Below are 21026 nucleotides of genomic sequence, written 5' to 3'. Positions count from 1 at the left end.
GCTTGGCCAATCTACAGGTAGTGTTTGGCCAATTTAAATCCACAAGATATAGGGGGTTAAAAATGACTATCCACAATTCAATCTATGCTGTCTTTTAAGTGTCTGATTTGAAGACGGACGGGGTCCGACCCCACCTAACGGGAGAGTAACAATGACAAAGGCCAAACCCACCATCGCCGCCAAAACCCCTTGTGCCGTCGACGTGAAAGAGGGCAAGAAGTATTGGTGGTGTGCCTGTGGATTAAGTAAAAAGCAGCCTTTCTGTGATGGTTCTCATAAAGGAACGGAGTTTGAGCCGAAGATATACACAGCCGATAAAACCGGCACCGTGTTTTTCTGTGCCTGTAAACACTCGGCCAAAGCACCGTTGTGCGACGGTACCCACAACAAACTCTAGAGATGGCACCGTCGGGGTCCGACCCTGCGGGTCGTACCCCAGTTAAGAACACTCAACTCAGGTGCCACTACGTGGGGTCAGACCCGCAGGGTCTGACCCCGAACGCTAAGTGAGCTCCAGCGTTTCCTGATCCGTGTTGGTTTTCTGTCTGCGGAACAGGGGTTTTAGCAAGGTCCCACTGTGGTAGGTCACCAACGCCCCCAACACCAAACCCGTACCCGCTAACAACTGTGGCGATAGCTGTTCGTGTGCAACCTGGGCGCCCAGCCACAATGCCAGCAGAGGCGTGACCAGGGTAATCAACGAAATACTCATCGCTCCTAACTCCCTTAATAAATAGAAGTACAGGCTGTAACCCAATAAAGTGCCGCAGGTGGCCAGGTACACGGTACTGCCCACGGCTGCCATATTGGTATCTACCTCTGGCAGTGTGCCATCCAGTCCATACCAGCAGGCAATCAAACTGGGTACTGCAAACATCAAAGCGCCGGTGGTGTGTTCCAACGGTGGCAAGTGATGTTGCTGTTGCTGTAACCAGATACTGCTCCAGGCTAACAACACACAGGAGCTCAGCATGCCGATCACACCAAACACAGCATTACCCGGCTGGTGTTGTTGATCTGCCAGAATCACACCCAACCCCAGCAATGCCAACAGCAGCGCCATAATACGCGGCAGGGTAAAGGGGTTTTCCTTTAGCATAATCAGGCTCAGTAAACCGGTGACAAACGGGCTGATACCCATAATCACAGGCAGTAAACCTGACGGAATAAACTGCGCCGACCAGTACACCAGTGGCATATAGGGGAATATGCCCAGCGAGGCGATAAAGTAATTCTTCAGCGATTTATCGTCGGTCGGCAGTTTTCGGCGCCATAGGATTAGAATCGCCACGGCAATCACCAGCGCCAGACACATGCGTGCGCTAACCGCGGCGATAAAACTAAAGCCGCTATTACTGAAGTTGATAGCCAAAGGTGTAGTGGTCCAGATTAAAATCAGGACGCCGTAAGCGATTGCAATGGCCATGGGGTTTGCTCCTCTGTTATAGACAGCAAAACCACCGGGGCCAGATACGTTTTGAAAGGGATAAAACGAAAAAGGCCGCGGCGATTGTGCTGCGGCCTTTAAAAATTCGGTTACTGGATTACCGTCAATTCAGAGACACAGCACACTGCCTACGTTTGGCCACTCGGACCCAACGCATCGCATAAATTGGTGCTGTACACAGAAATAACATGGTCAATAAAATTCCAGATTCGTTACAATTGTCTAATAAGACGAGTCGAGAGTGTGGTTGTTCCTGTAACTGCCGTCAAGGGGTAACCGGAAAATAATTGTGGGAATCTGTGTATGGGTGATGTTGTTAAATTCAAGCGGCCGACCGCCGCCGAGAAACACAAGGGCAAGTCTCTGTGCCGCAGTGGTTTTCACAAGTGGGAAGTGGTGCAAGAAAAGCAGTTTGATGTGAAGCAGGGCAAGTTGGTGACCATCTACAAGTGCAAGCGCTGTGGCAAGCAAAAAGTCACTGCTCATTAAGTGCGAATTTAAACAACCGTTTGATAGGTTGCTGGAGAAGAGGTGACGTGGATTTTCCACGCTATACTGACATTAATCACTGGTGAAGTTACGAGGGTTGATGCCCTGTGTTATAGGTGATTCCGGTAGGGAAGCAGAGGTTAAATTCAGATCGCCTTGGTTCTCTTTTGGGCTAATTGATTGATTCCTGTCAAGCTGCCACAACAAACTTACAGAGAAGGTAAAGAAAGACGACAAACTGGCGATAATTCTTGTGATGTTACGGTTATGCTGTTTGGTATTGGCGTAAACAGAAGAAAAGCAAGAGTATAGGTCTGTTATGTTTTTGAAGACACGTGTTGCCAGCTATGCCGTGTGCCTGGCTGTTATCCCCCTACTGCTGGCCTGTGCTGTGGTCGGTATTCAAGCTTACCAGTTGAGCGAAGAGGCCCTTCAGGATGAAGTGATGGCCAACCTTGTCTCACGCCGCAACCTGAAAAAAAGTGAAGTGGAAGGCTACCTGAGGAATATTCAGGAGCAGGTCGCAGCCCAGGCGCAAAGTGTTATGTTGCGCGAAGCCAGCCGCGAATTCTCGGATACCTATGACGTTTACGTGGCTCAACTGGAAGAGAATGCGGTTAGCTATGATTCCTCCCGAGTGAAGCGTTACTACAGTGAACAGTTTGATGAGGTCTATCAGGAGCGTAACCTCAAGTCAGCCAATACCGATCAGCTGTTTTCGCAATTAAGCAATACGGCCATCGCCCTGCAGGATGCCTATATAGGTAATAACCAGCATCCACTGGGAGAAAAAGATAAACTCACTCTGCCCAACGACGGTTCTGAATACCAGGATATGCATGAGCGTTACCACAGTACGCTGCGGGATTTTTTACAGCGCTTTGGTTACTACGATATTTTTATCGTCAGCCCTTCCGGTAATGTCGTTTATTCGGTCTATAAAGAATTGGATTTTGCCACCTCATTGGTGTCGGGCCCTTACCGTCAGTCGGGTTTGGCTGAAGCCTATCAAAAGGGCAAGGGGCTGAATGCTGGCCAGGTCTACTTTACCCAGTTTGAATCTTATACCCCGTCCTATGAAGCCGCAGCGGCGTTTGCCTCTTCACCCATTTATGAAGATGGCACCTTGGTGGGTGTTCTGGTGTTTCAAATGCCAGTGGATGAGATTAACCGGGTAATGACCTTTAACGGCGATTGGGATGCCCAGGATATGGGTGAAAGTGCCGAGGTGTATCTGGTGGATAGCCGCAGGCGTATCCTCAATAACCGGCGCCAGTTCCAGGAAGATAAAGAAGGCTTTCTGGGCGTACTCTATGACCTGGAATTCAATGAAGATCTGATTACCCAGATTGATGTCTATGATACGACGGCTGGAATTTTACCGGTTAACTCTCCGGCGGTGGATGATGCCCTTGCCGCTGGTGAAGGTTTCCTGACCTTTACCGATTACCGCAATGTCGAGGTTATGTCAGCATTTGCACCACTGGATTTCGCCGGCATGAATTGGGTGATCCTCAGTGAAGTGGATGTTGAGGAAGCGTTGGAGCCGGTTGCGATATTGCGATCCAGTATGCAGGTCAATGTGTTTATTTTTGCCATGGGTGCATTGGTTCTATCCGTGGGCTTGGGTATCTGGATTGCTCGTTCTATTACTAACCCCATTCAGCTGGTCAGCGATCGGGTGCAACAGGTAGCGCGCGATTTGGATTTTCGTGAGCAGTTGCCCGAAGAAGGTGATCACGAATTAAAAGAGCTGGCCGTATCGGTAAACACCCTGGTCTCCGGTCTAAGGGATAATCTGTCTTCGGTACTGGAGGCAACACACAAGCTCAGCAGTAATGCCGAAGATATTAAAGCGATGACCGGTGATATTGCCCAGGCTGCCGATCAACAAGCGCAGGAGTCGACTATGGTGGCCACTGCCGCCACTGAGATGCAATCTACATCCCAGGAAGTCGCCCGCAATGCCGCCACCACGGCGGATAACACCCGTGATTCACTGGAGTCTGCGCAGCAGGCCCAAAAACTCTCAGCGAATTCTTCCGAAATGTCGGAAGTCTTGTCGACAGAGATGGAGCATGTATCTGAACTGTTACAACAGGTGGCGAAGGAAAGTGAAAGCATTGGTGCGGTACTGGATGTGATTAATGGTATTGCTGAACAAACCAATTTACTGGCGTTAAACGCTGCGATTGAAGCGGCGCGTGCCGGTGAGCAGGGGCGCGGATTTGCGGTAGTTGCCGATGAGGTTCGCCAACTGGCTCAGCGTACCCAGTCTGCCACCACAGAGATTGATCAGATGATCAGCAGCTTGCAAGGGCGCAGTCAGGAAGCGGTAACGGCGATGGAGAAAGACAAACAAATTACCGCCGAGTTTGTAACAGGCTCACAAAATATTGCCGAATCCATTGGCCATGTGGCAGAGCTGGTGTCCAGTATTGCGGATATGAACATTCAGGTGGCAACGGCAGCGGAAGAGCAAACATCGGTTGTTGATGAAATTAGCCACAATGCAGAAACCATCAGTGAAGTGGCAGGATTGAACTCAGAACGTTCCAGCCGTTTGTTGAGTAATGCTGACCAGTTGGATCAACTGGCCAAACAGTTACAGGATGTTGTGGCGAATTACCGGGTGTAATATCCCAGAGAATATCAGGGCTGAAGTTATCAGCCCTGATGGAATGATCAGCTTTGATGGTAAGCGTCAAGATTTAAGTTTCGGGTACGCCACAGATATTCAAAACTGAAGCCAGGCCACATGGTTGAGTTGGTACCGTCTTCATTGAGATACCAACTGGCACAGCCTGACAGCCAGGTACTGTTTTTCATGCGTTTTTGCGCCCACTGGAACATGCCATCCATTTCTGCTTTCTTGATATCCAGAGACTTAATGTCATTGTCGATGATGTGCTTGGCATAGTTTGCCAGGTATTTGTACTGGGCTTCCTGATAAATCAATACTGATGTATGACCTGGGCCGGCATTAGGGCCCATAATTAAACCCATATTCGGGTAATCGCTAACGTTCATGCCGTAATAGGCCTTGGGTTGTCCGGCCCAGTAATCCGTCAGGTTGGTGCCATTTTTGCCATGAATGGTAAACGGGAACATCGGCTCGCCAGTCTCATATCCTGTTGTGTAAATCACCACATCGACGTCAATCTTATCACCACCGGCAACACTGAAACCTGTGCTGTCCATGCTCTCGATACCGTCAGTTACCAGAGTGACATTGCTGCGATTAAAGGTTGGGTAAAAATCGTCAGATACCAATGCGCGCTTGCAGCCCAGTTGATATCTGGGAGTTAGCTTGTCGCGTAAAACCGGATCCTGGATGGCTTTATGCAGATGGCGACGATGGGCAAGTTGCCCCAGCTTAAGTAACTTTGGAAACCAGATGAGTGCTGGTGCAGCGACTTCCATAGTCCAGTAAATAAAGTAGCGGCTGAGTTTCTGGGTGATGGGATATCTAGTCCAGGTACGCTTCTCCGCTTCAGAGTACTGGCGGTTCATTTTCGGTAGCACCCAGGAGGCGGTACGCTGGAATACATACAGGTGCTCGACATCGGCGGCAATAGAAGGCACTACCTGAACGGCACTGGCACCGGTACCAATAACGGCAACCCTCTTGCCTCGTAGATTGATACTGTTGTCCCAATTCGCGGCATGTATCTGTTCACCTTTGAAGGACTCTCGACCTTCAATGTCCGGGAATTTGGGAAGGCTCAAAGCGCCGGTGGCAGGGATAAGAACACGGGCATTCACGCGTTCGCCGTTTTTGGTGGTGATTTCCCAGACGCCTTTTTCTGCATTAAAGTTTGCTGCACTTACCGGGGTTTTAAAGGCGATGTGACGGTACAGATCAAATTTTTCAGCACAATCCATAATGTACTGATGAATTTCACTGTGGCTGGAATAGGCTTGGGTCCAGCGTGGGTTAGGCGCAAATGAATAACTGTACAGATGGGAAGGCACATCGCAGGCGCATCCCGGGTAGCGGTTGGTCAGCCAACTACCTCCAACTTCATCCCCGCCTTCAAAGATAACAAAGTTCTCAATTCCTTTCTTTCTCAGGGCTATTCCCACGCCGATACCACCAAAGCCAGCACCGATTACTGCGACATCAATTTTCTTTACATCTTTGGACATTGTTACCTGCCTACCTGGTTGAAGAAACTTATTGTTTCGGTATTTATCCGGTTTTAATTCTTAGCCTGGAAGATAACCAGGCTGAAACCATGAAATGCTACACCTAGCCCCCATCCCAGTGCTGGCCATATAGACCAAATGACATGGCTGCTTGTCGCCATATTGATCGCGACCAGCAAAACGGTAATAACGATGTAGATCAACGCATGAAACATGAACGCACGATTAGACATAACGTTTACCTCTTCTTTGGGAGTGTTATTCAGGGTTACAGATTACTGGCCTTAAGGGAGAGAAGATTGGTGGAAATCGCCGAATTATGGTGATTTTACGCCAAAGCCAGGTTTTGCATTGGTAAAGAGAGAGCGTAAAAAAGCCGGCTTTAAAAGCCGGCCAAGGAGAGACGTTGTCCAGGAACAACATTAACAGGAACTATCCTGGAATCTTTAGATTAAACCAATGCGGGTATGCCATATTGGTGTGTGGCGCCAAGTATTGGTGTTTTTACACGCAAAGGGGAATATAAGAGAGAATAAAAAAAGCTGGCAAAACTGCCAGCTAAAGAGAGATGATAGCCTGCTAATGGCAGGAGCTCACAAGGGATGTAAAGTCTACCTGGCCAAGCACCGGGATAATTGGTTTTTGGTGCCCAAATTTGGTGAGTTCCTGCCGTCAGCGAATACGTTATGTTTAGGATGAGGCGGGTACCGCTTGATCGTGCTGCTTTTTCAGATCTTTAAGCAGCGCCTTACCGGCGCTATCGACATATTTAAGATATTGTTTGAATTGCTCGCCAGACATCAAGGATTTGATTTGGTTCTGCTTTTCTTTATTCAGGGAACGGGCTTTACGGATCTTTTTCCAGCGCGACACCTCTTCTTCAGATAATTGTTTGAACTTATCCCCGTAAACTTTATTAAGGGTTTTTATCTCAAGCACCTGGTTGTCTGTCAGCGACGCTGCTTGCTGCATATCCTGATAGTAGAGATCAATCTGTTCACTGGTAACTGTGGAGGCGGCAGAGGACCATTGGGCAATAGCCCATAAGCTGATAATCTTAATGGCCGTGACTGCACACAATGTTTTCCAGTTTAGACGACGGTAGAGTTTAAATTTACCCATGATTAATTCGCTGCTTGTTTACGGTGATTTTTGAATTGCTCTCGCTTTTCAGCTTGCAGTGCCAGGTAGGTTTTATATTGCTCGGCGCTAAGCAGTTCTTCAAATTTCTGGTCCTTGGTCTTGGTCAGCTTGCGTAAAGAGCGCATTTTAGAAAACTTTCCCGCATCGGATTGAGATATAGCTTCAAGTTGGCTGAAGTGCTCGGTCAGGATTCTCTCGGCGGGTTCCTGTTGGGCCTCGGTAAGGGAGAGTGCTTCAGTCATTTTTTTCATAACCTCATCCATTTTCTCAGTGGAAAATGCAGAGGTGGATAACACCAATAGGGTTATTGCTGAAAATAATATCGATAGCTTTTTCATGGTATTGCTCCGAGTGGGGGTTAACCGCAAGTGGCAGGTGATAAGAGTTGATACTGCTCCATGGTGGAGACTGCATTAAGCAAGTCTGTCGGGCCGTCGACCAGTGTTCGTCCCAATAACCAGGCTTTATTCTCTGGCAGTCGAACGACATGCTTGAATTCACTGACGCAAGCTTGTGATTCTGGGCCAACAAGCAGTATGTCGATGGCCTGCTGACCCGTGGTACGGGTGCCAATCACATTGGATACTGATGTGTCGGTATTGAGAAACTGAAATGAGTAATAGCGCTCATCCATATCAGGCAGCTTCAGGACTAATGGCCCTTCACTTAGATCCAGCCAGGCGGTGGAATAGAGGGTGTCATTGTTCGGCCGTACAACATCCCGGTCGACATAGGTCGATAGAGTGGATTTATGCATCAGAGTGTTAACTCCGATTTCCTCATGCATCCTGAACTCGACAGCCTTCATAATTAGTGCCGGGGTAAAGAAAACGCTGATAATGGAGCCTCCCAGCCACACAAAGAAAACGGTTGCCCAAAAAATACGTTTATTAATCATTGTGCTTTACTCAACTGTTGGGATGCGATGTGGTTGCTGTCGTAGCGTTCAATTCCAGGGGGGAGCCAGGCTCCAGACAAGAGTTGCTCGGAAGGGAGGTAAGCTCGCAGGGTTATAGAAAACTCGCCTTTGGGTGCGGGCAGCCAGTTAGAAATGCCTTCCGCGGGTTCTTTATGAGAGATATAAATATCGAGAGAGCCATCCTCGTTGTAGTGCAAGCCTTCGGTGCGGTTACCAATGGCGTAACGGTTTATAGGGTTCCATACCAGAAAGCTGTCTTTGCCGTACATGGTGATTGACCAGAAGGCATCTACGTCAGGTAACTCGCCTGGAGCAAAGTGCAAACGGTAATTACCATTTTCACCACGCAACAAATTGTCTTGATCATCGCGGAAGGCGTTGTAATACAGAGCCTCTTCCGCCACCAGTGCTCCCAGTCCTATCAAAGCGACCTGGGTTTTTTCAAAGGCGCCGCCGGCTTCATCATAGCGACCCAGGTTGTAGCTAACTTTCCAGCCACTAGGTAAGTAAAGGGAGGTGGTAAAGTAAAGCCCCCAGCCAATGGCAATGAGTAGCGCGTTACCGGCTAGCCAGCCCAGTCCTATAGAAAGTAATGTTTTTTTCATCAAGTTGTGCTCGTTTACGACTAATGGTTTTTATGTTTAAAGAGGTTATACGGCGGCAGCGACCGGATTGTTTGTCTCACCGCGGATATGTTCAAAAATGAGATTAACCAGACGAGGTATAACCCCGACAGGAAGATCATGTCCCCAACCTTCAATCACTTCCATTTGGGCGTTGGGTACCCGATGCCACAAATCGATACCGTTGGGCAGTGGCAGCATGGGATCGTCATCGCCATGAATTACCAGCGTTGGACGATCTATTTCCCGCAGGCGCGCACAACGTTCAGAGTCCGCCATAATGGCGGATAACTGGCGCATGATGCCGAGCGGGTTATAGCCACGGTCGACACTGCGCGTGACAAAGTGGGTGACCTCCGCTTCGGTTGAGGGGTAAGACTTTCCGGCCAGTTTTTTCCACACTTTCACGCCTTGATTAATGCAGGCTTGTCGATCGCTGGGTGATGGATTTCCTAGCAGCGCCATGCGGACTTTAAGGTTAGGGCCGGGCAAGCCTTTTCTGCCTGAAGAGGTCATCATCAAGGTTAGGCTGGCAACCCGTTGTGGATAGGCTATCCCCATCCATTGGGCAATCATGCCGCCCATGGATGCACCGACGATATGGGCTTTATCGACCTGTAGAAAATCCATCAGGGCAACAGTGTCTTGGGCCATATGTCGAACGGTATAAGGCGTATTGGCTGGTCGACCTAATGAGGTAGCGATGCCAATACGCACCAGAGAGGGTTTACCCAGGCTGATAAGATTGGAAGATTTTCCAACGTCGCGATTGTCGAAGCGAATGATGTAAAAGCCCAGGTCTGCCAGTTGATGGCACAGACTTTCTGGCCAGCCAATCATTTGCGTTCCCAAGCCGTGGATAAGCAGGATCGCGGGGTTGTCTTTATCGCCAAAGGTTTCGTAGGCGAGACGAATTCCGCTGACATTAGCAATTTGATGGTGCATTACAGTCCTCCGGCTGTATGAGGGTGATTGAGCATATATTCCGGCGTCATATCCTTTGCTTTTCCGGTGGCGCTTGGTGGCTTTGGCGCACCAAGGCGGTTGAGAATACGGTTTAGATCTCTCAGATTGCGCAGATAAAAGTGCAGGCTTTTGGAAGACAGATCGGCGGCTTCAACCAGTTTCAGTCCCATAAACATAACGGCGTACATAACCATCCAGTGTTGGGATAGCTGTTGTTGTATGGGCGTGGTTGAGGAGACATCCAGGGCTGCCAAACGCGCAATTGCGTAGCCGCCTTCCTGATACAGCGGGCCGCCGCCGGTGCGGGCCTGGCCGATGCCGGCAAAAAAGATACCGCGGTAATCGGGGGACATGGTGCGCAAAAAAAGTTTAGGGTGTTCATTATCTACAGGCAGTATGTTGTCGCTATTACTGAGCATGGGCAGGGATAGCTTGTAACCCGTGCAGTAGACCACCAAATCGTAAGTTTCGCTGGTGCCATCGACAAAGCGGACCTTGTCGCCTTCAAAGCATTGAATATCCGCGCGGGGTTTAATTTTGCCGTGTCGAATAGCGTGAACCAGATCGGTGTTAACAATTGGGTGACGATCCAGAATTCTATGGCTAGGGCGGGGCATACCGTAACGGCGTAAATCCCCAACCGCTAAATAACTGATGAAACGCGCAACCAGTCGCTCCAGCCATTCTGCTTTTACCGGTGTCTTGGCCAGCAGATCAGAAACTGGAATGCCCATAAACATTTTGGGGAAGAAGTAATTGCCGCTGCGCATGCTGATATCGCTGCAGGCCCCTTCGCGAGATGCATCTACTGCCAGATCACAACCGGTATTGCCATAACCCACAATTAAGACCCGGCGGTTTTTAAAACTGCTGGCATCGTAATACTCGTCGGATTGCATAATGTCGCCATTAAAATGGCCGGGGTGTCTGACAATATTGGGAGACCAGTTGTGTCCAGAGGCAATGGTCACGGTTTTATAGCGGCGCTTTTCTCCGCTCGCTAGCTCGACTTCCCACAACGAAGGTTCCTTGCCATTGGTGAGTGGCGTGACTCCCGTCACCAGAGATTCAAAGCGGATATGCGGGGTGATACCAAAGTGGTCTGCATACTGTTTGAAATACAGTTGCATCTGTTGTTTGCTGGGAAAGTCCGGGTAGGATTCCGGCATGGGGAAGTCCGGGAACTGTGTGGACAGTCGCGAAGAAATTAAATGGGCATCACGGTAGACACCCGTATGCCACAGGCCACCAACGCCACTGTTTTGATCCAGCACTTCGATCTCTTGTCCCAGCTCCAGCAGCCGCTTGGCGATGGGGAGACCGGAAAAACCAGCCCCGATGATACAGTGCGTCATATGCATTTCTCCTACTTCCATAGCCTTATGCTAGCAAGCAGCTAAATGCCAATATGGTTAGACGGCGCCAAGTTTTAGGTGGATTACGCCTTTCACGCCTGGTGCTGCTTGCGATAGTCTGCCGGGGACTGTGACTCCCAGCGTTTGAATGATTTGGTAAAGTTGCTCTGGTCTGAAAATCCTACATCTTGAGCAATTTGGGAGATTGAACGGTTAGTTGTACGCAAGGCTTCACAGGCCAGGGCGTGGCGTACACGGTTTAGAATATTGGTGTAGGTTTCACCTGCATCGTTAAGCTTGCGCTGTAACTGCCTTAAACTCATGTGCAGATCTGACGCCAGTTTCTCCTGTCGGGGATTAATGCCTTGGCGTAAATTCGACATCAAAATATCGCCTGCTTTAATGATCAGCGGGTCCTGGGTTGATCGCGATATATAATCTTTCGCCATTTGCTCATTGAGTGTCGCCAGTTCACTGTTCGCAGCGGGGTTGGCGTAGAACAGAATCTCTTCCTCAATTTGCAGCTGGTCATACTGATGCCCGAACACTACCTCGGTCCCAAAATAATCTTCATAGAACTGTGGGTTGGGCGGAGTTTTCTGCATCATATACACCCGCGAGAACAGTGGTACATCCGAGGGGCGAATATTGGCCACACTTTGCATAATGGTGTGATACAGGGTCGCAAATACTGCATTCACCTCACTGTTACTGACAAATGTACGTAAACCCCAGGGCAGTTCATAACGCAGATAGTATTTACCCTTCTCTTCGATCAATTGAAATAAAATGGCTTCGTTGATCATGTCCAGGCATCTGGCCATACAGTCCAGTGCTTCCTTCAGGTTGGCACTACTTTGCATCGCCAGAGATAAACTGTAGAACGAGTTTTGATAGAGGTAGGGTGGCACTAACAGACCAAAATGTTGGGTGTCAGCCAACAACTCTTCGGCTTTAAACCACAGCTGGACTTCATTGAGTGCCGGCACGCGGTTGGTCAGATCATTTAATAACTCGGGGTCAACGCCACAACTTGAAAATAGCGCGTCGGCGTCATGCCCCTGGGCGACCAGAAAGCGATATAACGCTCCCGGCCAACTTGCTAAAACACCAGGACCACTGTCTTTCATCACAATCACTGCCTAACGTTGATAATGCTAGTCTAGCATTGTTTCTGATGGGCGGCTGTGCCTTAACGGGCCAGCCGTTTCTCGCTAAAACTTACGGTAAGCTCTACCACTTTTGTATAAAGGGAGGGTAGCAATCTAACTAAACGATCTATCTTAATAGCATCGGAACCGATCAGAATACGTTTGCGGTTACGCTTTACTCCATCGAGAATCACTCGCGCGGCTTCTTCTGGAGTGGTTTTTAAAGATTTGGCGAACTCCTTCTTTTGTGCCTCCATCAGTTCTGTACTTACGTCGCTATTTTCTGATGCGCGAGCGTTACCGATGATGTTGGTTTTGATTCCACCCGGCAATACACAGCTGACATTGATATCGGTATTACTGAGTTCTTGTTGCAGGGATTCTGTGAAAGCACGAACAGCGAATTTCGACGCGTTATAGGCCGATTGGGTTGGCAATGCCATCAAACCGAAAACACTGGAGACGTTAACAATATGCGCGTCGCTACTTTTCTTTAGCAGTGGCATAAGTTCTTTGCAGCCATAAACGACACCCCAAAAGTTAACACCCATGACCCATTCGTAGTCTTTGTATTCGGTATTGGCCACTTCACCGCGAAAGGCAACACCGGCGTTGTTGATCAACAAGTCCAGCACGCCAAACTCAGTTTCAATACGCTGATGCAAGACCTGGATATCTTCCAGGTTCGCCACATCTGATACTTGCCCGATAGCTTCGGCGCCGAGATTCTGGCATTGCCGCAGCGTTTCGTTCAGGTTATCCGGGTTGATATCCGATAGCACCAGTCGGCTTTTTGCTTTCGCCAGCTGCAGGGCCAGTTCTCGGCCAATGCCCGATCCGGCACCGGTGACCAGCGCAACGCTATTTGCTAATTTCTTCATAATTCAAATCCATACAACATCGATAATTCACGTAATTCTGTTTCTCTGTTACCAGTGCAATAAAATGGCACCGACAATCACCACATTTGTCCAAAAATAGACGATCGCACTCCAGAGCGTTCGGTTATGGCCAATGGTGTCAGCCACATCAGCCTGAATGCCTACACCGCCCTGTCCGGCGGACAGTTCCAGTTCGACTTTTATCCGGTCAAGCAAGCGGCTGACTTTATAGTTCATAAAAAAGTTAATGTACGAAAAGGTCAAAACACAGGTACACACAATCAGTTTCTCGCTAGTAGAGAAATCCTTGCCTGCCGTAAATATAAAACCGCAAACTCCGAGTATCACCATGGTGAAAAAGTACCAGTAAGAGTGGCTGCGGTTTTCCGCCATATCCCATAGCATCACTAAATCAACTCTAGAGGGTTTAATAGAGCTGTTAAAACGTTCTGAGCGCTCCGTCGGCCCACCCGGTTCAGAATGCCACCGTTGTTCAGAATATAAGTGTCTGGGGATATAACGTTGAAAGTCCATAATGGTTGACCTGTCTAAAACATCAGGGGGCGAAAGCCCCCGTCAGTTGAGTTGGCAGAGAGAGATTCCGCCTTAATAAAACAGCTTAAACTGAATCGCCACGCTGCGTGGCGGTAGCACATAGGCAATCTGGCCACCGCTGGTACCGGGTACATCATCGGCAAAGCCACGCATCTCCTCGTCGGTAATATTCTTGCCGAGCAGGGATACTTCCCAGCCGCCAGACACCGCAGCCAGTCCCAAGCGTGCATTGACCAGAATATGGGCTTCTTCTTTGGTGAAATCATCCTGATCCTGAGTCAGGTACATATCATCAATATAGACAGCGCCAAGATAGCTCAGTAACTCCATATCCTCATTGAGGCGGTAACGGTGATCGAGCCCCAGGCTGATATTCCATTCAGGCGCATAGGCCAGATCTTCGCCGGATAGATCCTGGGTACAGTTACTGCCTTGTGGCAGGGCGTTGATTTGATCCAGGGTGCAGGAGGCATTTTCGAACTCCCGGTAATAGGCTTCGAGCCATGTGGCCGCGCCGCTGAGTTTCAGATCCGGGGTGATATTCCAGGAGCCGTTAAACTCAATACCCTGGGTTACGGCCTGGGCTGCGTTGGTAATTTCAAAGCTGCCCACTTCAAAGGCACTGACCTGCAGGTTATCGTACAGGTTGTAGAAGGCTGCTGCGGAAACGGTGGCTTGTCCGCCTAACAAACTGGATTTGGCTCCCAGTTCATAACCAATCACCTCTTCGTCTTCAAAATCAAAGCTGGTGTCACTGGTGCCTACCGCATTAAAACCACCGGATTTGTAACCCTGAGAGATAGACGCGTAGATCATGGTGTTGTCATCCCATTGGTATTGCAGGTGCAATGAGGGGGATAGACTTTCGGGTTCGTATTTGTCTTTGATCTCATGGGCTTCAACACCCAACAAGTTACTGAAGGCAATTATGTTGTTAGCGTTGGCACTGGAGGTTCCCAGCGCGTCATCAGACTGGAATTCGTTGTAGACCAGCGTGCGCTGGGCTGTTTTATGTTCTTCGGTATAACGGAATCCCGCGGTAAGGCTCCAGTCTTCATCAATATTCCAGGTGACCTGGCCGAAGATAGCCCAGCTTTCTGAATTTTGAGAGAAGTCAGTGAGAGTCGCATAGGGGGCGGTAAAAGCATCGACCGCATCCTGCCCGGCCTGGTTGGCCGCCGCACTGTTGGCAATACGACAGGCGTTATAAGCCGGCGTTAAAGGGCTGGGAGGAGCACCACACTGACTGAAAATATAGGCCGCCCCTGTGGTGATACCCACCTGAGCGACATCGGCGGGATCCAGCACGGGATCATAATTGCGATTGACCTGTGCTTGATTATCTAACCAGGTGCGTTGATAAAACACACCGGCAATATATTCCAGGGTTTCACCTTCTGGTGAGGTAATACGAAATTCCTGACTGAACTGTTCGTAATCCTGCACTTGTGTTTGGTTGAGGACTTCCAGTGGGCCGAAATCCACATCCTGGTCAGTACGATAGGTGTATTCGGACCAGCCGGAAACGGATGTGAGTGTATAGTCATCCAGATCCCAGTTAGCCGTTACACTCGCCAGCTTGCTGCGGGTTTTGGAAGTTTCCGGCTGGGTGAAACGATCGTAACCGCCGGTTGAAAAATCACTTTGTGCCGCTTGATAAATCGGTAAATACTCACCGGCATCATCCAGGCGGTTTGGCGCCCCCTGATCTTCAAACTCGGAGATTTCCAGTTTGGCGATCACTTCCAGATCGTCGGATGGCAGCCACACCAGACTGGAGCGCACGACGGTATCATTCGCTCGTGGGGCATCTTCGTTAAGCAGCTTGTTGTCCATATAACCGTCGGATTCGGATTGTTTGATCGCCAAGCGACCGCGCAGGGTTTCCGTTAGGGGGCCAGAGACAACGGCTTCTGTGTTGTATTGGTTGTATTCCGGAGTGAAGTCAGAAATTAAATGTGCTTCAAAAAAATCTTCCGGTTTGGCTGTGGTAATACTGATGGCACCGGCGGTGGTGTTTTTACCGAACAGTGAACTCTGTGGCCCCTTGATAACCTCAACGGCTGCGACGTCCACAAGGGGTTGGCGGAATAACTGATCGCGACCGTTATAGATACCATCAATAAACATACCGACAGATTGTTCAAAACCCACATTGGGGCCGGAACCCATACCGCGCATACTCACACGGGTAGACTGCGCGCCTTCCTGAACCACCAGGCCAGGTACCAGGGTGGAGAGTTCATCCAATGCACCTATACCCAGGGCGCTAATTTCTTCACCCTGTACAACATCGACTGAAATAGGCACGTCGAGAACATTTTGTTTCCGCTTTTGTGCGGTAACAATAATTTCTTCAATCAGATTGTCGTTACCAATGCTCTCATTTTCGGCTTCCTCGGCTATTGCTAAACTTGCTGTCGTGATTGCCAGTGCTAAGGCACTGTGGGCAAACATTTTCATATTCTCCTCCAGCTCTCATCTTATTGTTGTATTGCTGATAGTGTTGATAAAGGATGTAGCTATATCTTTTGGTGCTACTTTTTCATGGTATCCAGCCCTCCCGATACGCTATTGGTACCTACCGCCAACAATTGGTGGTTTTACGCCAATGGCAGCGGGAAAAGCAGCAGGAAATGTAAGGGGAGATTGGAATTGGTTCTTGGGCGCCTATCTTTGGGTATCTGGCGCCAAACGGCTGTTGTAGGCTAGAGCGATAAAAACCGAGTGGCTATAGTGCCTCCTCCATAGATGAGGAGACCTTAGAGATGTACTCACAGCAGCTTTATTTTTCACCCCATGGCCGCATTAATCGTGAAATTTATTGGAAGAAATGGGTGATACCCTTTTTACTTTGGGGCAGTGTTATTAATCTGCTTTGTTACAGCATGGGATGGCTTGATGGAGAGATCTGGTTGGTGGACGGCTACGTCGAAGACTTCTTGCTGCTTATGACTATTTTGGGATTTGAAATATCTGATCCAACAGCCGTGGCACAAATAAAGTTCTGGACGCTGATGAGTACACTAACGGGTGGTGCCTGGTGGGCTGTTCTGGTTAAGCGCCTGCACGATCGTGGACGCTCAGCCTGGTTCCTGTTTTTGGGTTTGATTCCTGTTATAGGACCCATCTGGATAACGATTGAATGTGGTTTTTTAAGCGGCGATCAAGACGAAAACGAATTCGGCTTGCCCGAATATCAAATGTTATAGCTATTGGTGCCAGCGATTAAAAATTTCCAAAATGAACACCTTTTGGTTGTGGTTTCGACTGCAACCAAAAGGTTAAACCGATTTGCTTTTATAGTTTAAAGCGCCGCACTTCCTGATTGAGGTTGCTGGCCAGTTGGCTTAAGGACTCGGCAGCAACCTCTACCTTATCGCTATTTTCCGATACTGTATCGCCAATCAACTGGAAGTTGGTCACATCACTGGTGGCATTGGAGACTTGCTGTTGGGCCGAGTTGGACATGGCGGCTACCTGTTTACATTCATCACTTAATTCCAGAATGGTATTGCGAATATCCGCCAGGCTGGAGACGGTGCCTTCAGCCAGTGTTACCGACGTTTGCGCCTGCTCCTGGTTTTTGGTCATGGTATCAACAGCGGCGGTAATGGAGTTGACGATGGTTTCCAGGATGGTATTAATCTCCACCGTGGATTGATGGGTCTTAGTGGCCAGGGTACGCACTTCATCAGCTACCACGGCAAAACCGCGTCCCGATTCACCCGCGCGGGCTGCTTCAATGGCGGCATTTAATGCAAGCAAGTTGGTCTGGTCGGCAATCTCTGCAATGGTGCCCACGACAGATGATACCTGATCACCGGATGAACGCAGATTCAGTAGCATAGTAGCGGTGGTTTCCAGATCACTGGCCAGTTTAGCGATACTGTCAGAGGTATTGGTGACTTGCTGTTCACCGTCTTTTACCTCGCTGGCGCCTCGTTCGGCTATATCGGCAGCAATGACGGAGCGCTCAGTACCGCTTTGAATTTCAGTTTGCAGGTTTTGCATTTGGCCGACCAGTTGATGGATCGAACTTTTCAGATTGTTAACCGCCTGGCTGGAGTCATAACTGGTTTTGCCCAGAGTGGTGACAGAATGACTGATACCATCGATTGCGCCGAGCACTTCGGTAAGACCGTTGCGGAAACTGGCTAGCAAGCCATTTACGCTGTCTGCGGACTGGCCCACTTCATCATTGGTATTGCGAGGCAGCTGGATGGTGAGGTCGCGGTTGTCGGCAACTTGCAGCAGGGTGTGTGACAGCGCCTGAATAGGCGCGGCTACCTGGCGGCGAGCCAGCACATAGGCAATTACGGCAACAACAATAATAATGCCAATCATCAGGGTAATAAGCAGTGCCGCGCCGGACAGATCGTCAATCATCATTTTCGAGCTAGCCTGGCTTTTCTGTTCAACGTTTGCGGTCAGGCGACGCAGCTCCTTGTTAATATCGCCAGCTTTACCAGAGAGTGATGCCAGGCTATCGCGTGCGGCATCCCAATCCACGGAGCCCGCTGACATAATGCGGTTGATATCCTGCAGCGCGCTGTCGAGTTGCTGCTGTTGACTGTTAAGGGCATCGAGGGCCAAACCACTGGAACGCAGGGATTGAATCGTGGATTGGATATTACTCATGCCTGCCTGGTAGCTGCGATTAAATGCAGCACTATCAGTGGTGGTGCCGTACAGAGAGTAGGCGGCAATTTCGAGTTCCTTAACTGTCTGTGCCAAAGACTGTAACTGGCCAAGTTGCGGCAAGGTCTGCTCAACAAATGCCGAGACTTCCTGCTGCACCTGGCGGTTGGTATTGCTGATGGCAACGGTGGTGACGATGGTCACCAGGAGTACCGTGGCATAGCCAAGAAAGATTTTGGCACTGATCGACGATAGGAACTTGGCCATAAGCAATGTCTCTGTGTAAATAAATTGTATTGTGTTCAGACTGGCTTCAGTTGTGATTGTTGGCCCTGATAGTAGGAGGCCATAAATTCAGCATAGTCCTGGGCCGATAATGGGCGGCTGATCAAGTAGCCTTGAATTTCGGCACAGTGAATGGATTGCAGGGCTTGTAATTGATCCTGTGTCTCCACGCCTTCAGCCACCGTCGCCAATCCCAATGAATGGGCCAGTTGTATAATAGTTTCGACCAACATCTGATCTTCTTTATTATTCGTCATATCCATCACAAAGCTGCGGTCAATTTTCAGCTTGTCGATAGGGAATTCCTTCAGGTAACTCAGTGATGAATAACCGGTGCCAAAATCATCGATGGACAGGGCAAAGCCCATGTCCTTAATGGCCTGCATGGTACTTATGCTGCAACTGACATCCTGCATTAACAGACTTTCGGTGATCTCAAGTTCGATAAAGGGCTCAATCCCTGGATATTTGTCTTTCAGGCGTTGTAGCAGGGGCAGAAAATCGTGATGCTGGAATTGCCGTTGCGACAGGTTAATGGCGGTGACCATAGGCTGGTGCTGGCGCCAGTGGTTGGCTTGGGCAAAAGCAGTTTCCAATACCCATTCGCCCAAGGGAATAATCAAACCGGATTGCTCGGCGACGGGAATAAACTCGACCGGTGAGTAACGTGGCCTGCCTTCATCGTTTAGCCAGCGCAGTAGGGATTCACAGCTGTGGATCTCACCGTTATGGCTGTCCATTTTCGGTTGATAAAACAGTTCCAGTTCATTGTTGTTTATGGCCTGGCGCAGTTCCGTTTCTATCTTCAGGTGTTGGGCGTGGATGCCCTGCAGCTGGCTGTTGTAAAAATGCACGCTGTTGCCTTCTTCGCGACGGCTTTCCATTAATGCGCTATCGGCGGCTTTTAACAGGCCGGCGACATTACCACTATCGCTGGGGTAGTGACTGACCCCCATGCACAGAGACAGATAAAACTCGTTATCGTTGAGGCAGAAAGGTGCGGAGAAGCTGTCGATCAGTGTCTGTGCCAGTTGTTGGGTGCGGTGCTGCTGGGTATTGCTCAGACCGGATGCCGGTACCATAAAGGCAAAGTTGGAACCGTCCAGGCGACACAAACCGGGACGTGGAAGATCAGCGTCTTGCAACAGCTGGTTGATACGCTCTGAGGCGTGGCACAACAGCATATCGCCATATTGATAGCCGTAAGTAGCGGTAATACGCTCGAAGTGGTGTAGATTTAACAGCACCAAATGGAAACTGTTGGAGTGCTGGGTATTTTGCGCCAGCCAGACTTCCAACTGGCCACGGTTTGGCAGTTGGGTGAGTAGATCGTGTTTGGCTTGATGGAGTAACGCCTGCTCGGCCTGGCGCTGTTCGGTAATATCCTTAAAGTGAATATGTGCCAGTTCCAGATCCCTGAGAATCGACAGGTTAAAATCCAGCACAATATCATTAAGTTGAATATTGCCACTGGCGGTGTGGCCGCCGCTCTGCCACACATCTTGCAGTACCTGGGGAATCAGCTTTTCTGGCTCGGATTCCAGCTGCAAGTCTTTCAGTAATTGGCTAGCCGCAGGGTTGAGGTAGTGAATACGGCCGTGATCATCGGCGCTGATGACCGGGCTGGGATTGCGTTCTACAAACATCGCCAGGCGTTTGCGCTCGGCGGTTTCGCGGATATAGCGGTTAACAAAGAAGGCGACAAACAGGGCGATGGTGACAATGGCGACACAGAAACCTATCACCAACTGAGCACCGAGTTTACCGCCGGCGCGGCTGGCATCTGACTCGAGTTTGGCTTCGGCTTCAATTTCACGGACAAAACTGTCGAAGTAAGGGTCTATACGACGCCCGGCACTGCTCAACTCAATTAAATGGGTTCTGGCTAAATCCCAATCAACCCTGTCTTTCATCAGGTTTTGATCCAGCTTGTGAGCCGTTTGTTTGATCGACTCCATCGTATGCAGGCTGTCATCTAGCATGGCCAAAGGCTGACCTTCCAGCTGCCGAAACAGAGATGCCATTTGCTGTTGAGCTGACTGAATCGCGGGCAACAGGCGCAGGCGGTCAGTCGTTGCATAATATTCATACAGTAAACGTTCGTGTTCTACTTTGGCGCTGCGCAGTTGGTTGACGGTACGCAGCAGCGGCAGGGTTTCGTTAAACAGATGATCGGAGGTGGTCTGCAGGCGCTGATCGTTGAGATAAATAAAGCCCGACAGCAGCACTGCCAATAGCAGAATAGCGGCATAGGCGAGGATAAAACGGTAACGATAGGGCATAAACGATTCCAACAGCAGGCGCCAAGATGTAGATGCCCGCAAGCGTGATTGGTTCCCGAGGGCTGTTTTATAAGTTGAATTAAGCAAGAGTATAGTTCATAGGTTGGCGTAGCAGGCCAAGCGTAGGGCGGCCGTCTTTG

At 49.5% G+C, this 21026-nt stretch carries 19 protein-coding genes; 4 read left to right on the top strand and 15 right to left on the bottom strand.

Annotated features, from left to right (window positions below; translation table 11 throughout):
• The first annotated feature begins 151 nt into the window (after window positions 1-151).
• On the top strand, window positions 152-397 hold the full coding sequence (locus ACGHZ6_RS17150) for a CDGSH iron-sulfur domain-containing protein (protein WP_390615226.1): 246 nt from the start codon (window positions 152-154) through the stop codon (window positions 395-397).
• Between the two features lie 105 nt (window positions 398-502).
• Here the strand turns inward: ACGHZ6_RS17150 and ACGHZ6_RS17145 are convergent, their stop codons facing one another.
• Window positions 503-1426 carry a DMT family transporter gene (locus ACGHZ6_RS17145; protein WP_390615225.1) on the bottom strand — a complete coding sequence of 308 codons (924 nt, stop codon included), beginning with the start codon at window positions 1424-1426 and terminating at the stop codon, window positions 503-505.
• 324 nt (window positions 1427-1750) lie between these two features.
• On the opposite strand from ACGHZ6_RS17145, the gene ACGHZ6_RS17140 reads away from it, so the two are divergent.
• Both ACGHZ6_RS17140 and ACGHZ6_RS17135 read left to right on the top strand, forming a co-directional pair.
• On the top strand, window positions 1751-1936 hold the full coding sequence (locus ACGHZ6_RS17140; RefSeq protein WP_390615224.1) for a hypothetical protein: 186 nt from the start codon (window positions 1751-1753) through the stop codon (window positions 1934-1936).
• 319 nt (window positions 1937-2255) lie between these two features.
• Window positions 2256-4574 carry a methyl-accepting chemotaxis protein gene (locus tag ACGHZ6_RS17135; RefSeq protein WP_390615223.1) on the top strand — a complete coding sequence of 773 codons (2319 nt, stop codon included), beginning with the start codon at window positions 2256-2258 and terminating at the stop codon, window positions 4572-4574.
• Between the two features lie 47 nt (window positions 4575-4621).
• Here the strand turns inward: ACGHZ6_RS17135 and ACGHZ6_RS17130 are convergent, their stop codons facing one another.
• From ACGHZ6_RS17130 to ACGHZ6_RS17075, 12 genes are all read right to left on the bottom strand, one after another.
• Window positions 4622-6085, bottom strand: coding sequence for a flavin-containing monooxygenase (locus tag ACGHZ6_RS17130; RefSeq protein ID WP_390615222.1), 1464 nt, complete (start codon window positions 6083-6085; stop codon window positions 4622-4624).
• Window positions 6086-6138: 53 nt separating this feature from the next.
• The gene (locus ACGHZ6_RS17125) at window positions 6139-6318 is read right to left on the bottom strand and encodes a 2TM domain-containing protein (RefSeq protein WP_390615221.1); all 180 of its coding nucleotides are present in this window, start codon (window positions 6316-6318) and stop codon (window positions 6139-6141) included.
• A gap of 457 nt (window positions 6319-6775) precedes the next feature.
• A complete protein-coding gene (locus ACGHZ6_RS17120; protein WP_390615220.1) occupies window positions 6776-7207 on the bottom strand; it encodes a hypothetical protein in 432 nt (143 codons plus the stop codon).
• Window positions 7208-7209: 2 nt separating this feature from the next.
• Window positions 7210-7566 (bottom strand): hypothetical protein, encoded by a 357-nt coding sequence (locus ACGHZ6_RS17115; protein ID WP_390615219.1) that lies wholly within the window; start codon window positions 7564-7566, stop codon window positions 7210-7212.
• A 20-nt stretch (window positions 7567-7586) separates the two neighbouring features.
• Window positions 7587-8126 (bottom strand): DUF1254 domain-containing protein, encoded by a 540-nt coding sequence (locus tag ACGHZ6_RS17110; RefSeq protein WP_390615218.1) that lies wholly within the window; start codon window positions 8124-8126, stop codon window positions 7587-7589.
• Window positions 8123-8752 carry a DUF1214 domain-containing protein gene (locus ACGHZ6_RS17105; RefSeq protein WP_390615216.1) on the bottom strand — a complete coding sequence of 210 codons (630 nt, stop codon included), beginning with the start codon at window positions 8750-8752 and terminating at the stop codon, window positions 8123-8125. Before ACGHZ6_RS17105 ends, ACGHZ6_RS17110 begins: the two co-directional genes overlap by 4 nt.
• 45 nt (window positions 8753-8797) lie before the next feature.
• Entirely contained in the window at window positions 8798-9715 is a 918-nt protein-coding gene (locus tag ACGHZ6_RS17100) for an alpha/beta fold hydrolase (RefSeq protein ID WP_390615215.1), read from the bottom strand.
• On the bottom strand, window positions 9715-11091 hold the full coding sequence (locus tag ACGHZ6_RS17095) for a flavin-containing monooxygenase (protein WP_390615214.1): 1377 nt from the start codon (window positions 11089-11091) through the stop codon (window positions 9715-9717). The genes ACGHZ6_RS17100 and ACGHZ6_RS17095 overlap by 1 nt, the downstream gene beginning before the upstream one ends.
• Window positions 11092-11183: 92 nt before the next feature.
• Window positions 11184-12221: an AraC family transcriptional regulator ligand-binding domain-containing protein gene (locus tag ACGHZ6_RS17090; protein ID WP_390615213.1), complete on the bottom strand. Its 1038-nt coding sequence runs from the start codon at window positions 12219-12221 to the stop codon at window positions 11184-11186.
• A gap of 62 nt (window positions 12222-12283) precedes the next feature.
• Complete coding sequence (locus ACGHZ6_RS17085) at window positions 12284-13123, bottom strand: SDR family NAD(P)-dependent oxidoreductase (protein WP_390615212.1); 840 nt, start codon at window positions 13121-13123, stop codon at window positions 12284-12286.
• A 48-nt stretch (window positions 13124-13171) separates the two neighbouring features.
• Window positions 13172-13657 (bottom strand): hypothetical protein, encoded by a 486-nt coding sequence (locus ACGHZ6_RS17080; RefSeq protein ID WP_390615211.1) that lies wholly within the window; start codon window positions 13655-13657, stop codon window positions 13172-13174.
• 72 nt (window positions 13658-13729) lie between these two features.
• Window positions 13730-16141 carry a TonB-dependent receptor gene (locus ACGHZ6_RS17075; RefSeq protein WP_390615210.1) on the bottom strand — a complete coding sequence of 804 codons (2412 nt, stop codon included), beginning with the start codon at window positions 16139-16141 and terminating at the stop codon, window positions 13730-13732.
• Window positions 16142-16446: 305 nt separating this feature from the next.
• Between ACGHZ6_RS17075 and ACGHZ6_RS17070 the strand changes: the two genes are divergently transcribed.
• Window positions 16447-16890, top strand: a complete 444-nt coding sequence (locus tag ACGHZ6_RS17070) for a DUF805 domain-containing protein (RefSeq protein WP_390615209.1) — start codon at window positions 16447-16449, stop codon at window positions 16888-16890.
• Window positions 16891-16978: 88 nt separating this feature from the next.
• On the opposite strand, the gene ACGHZ6_RS17065 is transcribed toward ACGHZ6_RS17070, so the two are convergent.
• Window positions 16979-18586, bottom strand: coding sequence for a methyl-accepting chemotaxis protein (locus ACGHZ6_RS17065; RefSeq protein ID WP_390615208.1), 1608 nt, complete (start codon window positions 18584-18586; stop codon window positions 16979-16981).
• Between the two features lie 35 nt (window positions 18587-18621).
• Window positions 18622-20886 carry a putative bifunctional diguanylate cyclase/phosphodiesterase gene (locus ACGHZ6_RS17060; RefSeq protein WP_390615207.1) on the bottom strand — a complete coding sequence of 755 codons (2265 nt, stop codon included), beginning with the start codon at window positions 20884-20886 and terminating at the stop codon, window positions 18622-18624.
• Between the last annotated feature and the right edge of the window lie 140 nt (window positions 20887-21026).

Source organism: Maricurvus nonylphenolicus, assembly GCF_042854845.1.
In the GTDB taxonomy this organism is placed as follows: Bacteria; Pseudomonadota; Gammaproteobacteria; order Pseudomonadales; family Cellvibrionaceae; genus Maricurvus; species Maricurvus nonylphenolicus.
The sequence above is the reverse complement of the archived record's forward strand: the minus strand, read 5'-3'. Positions and strand labels throughout refer to the sequence as shown.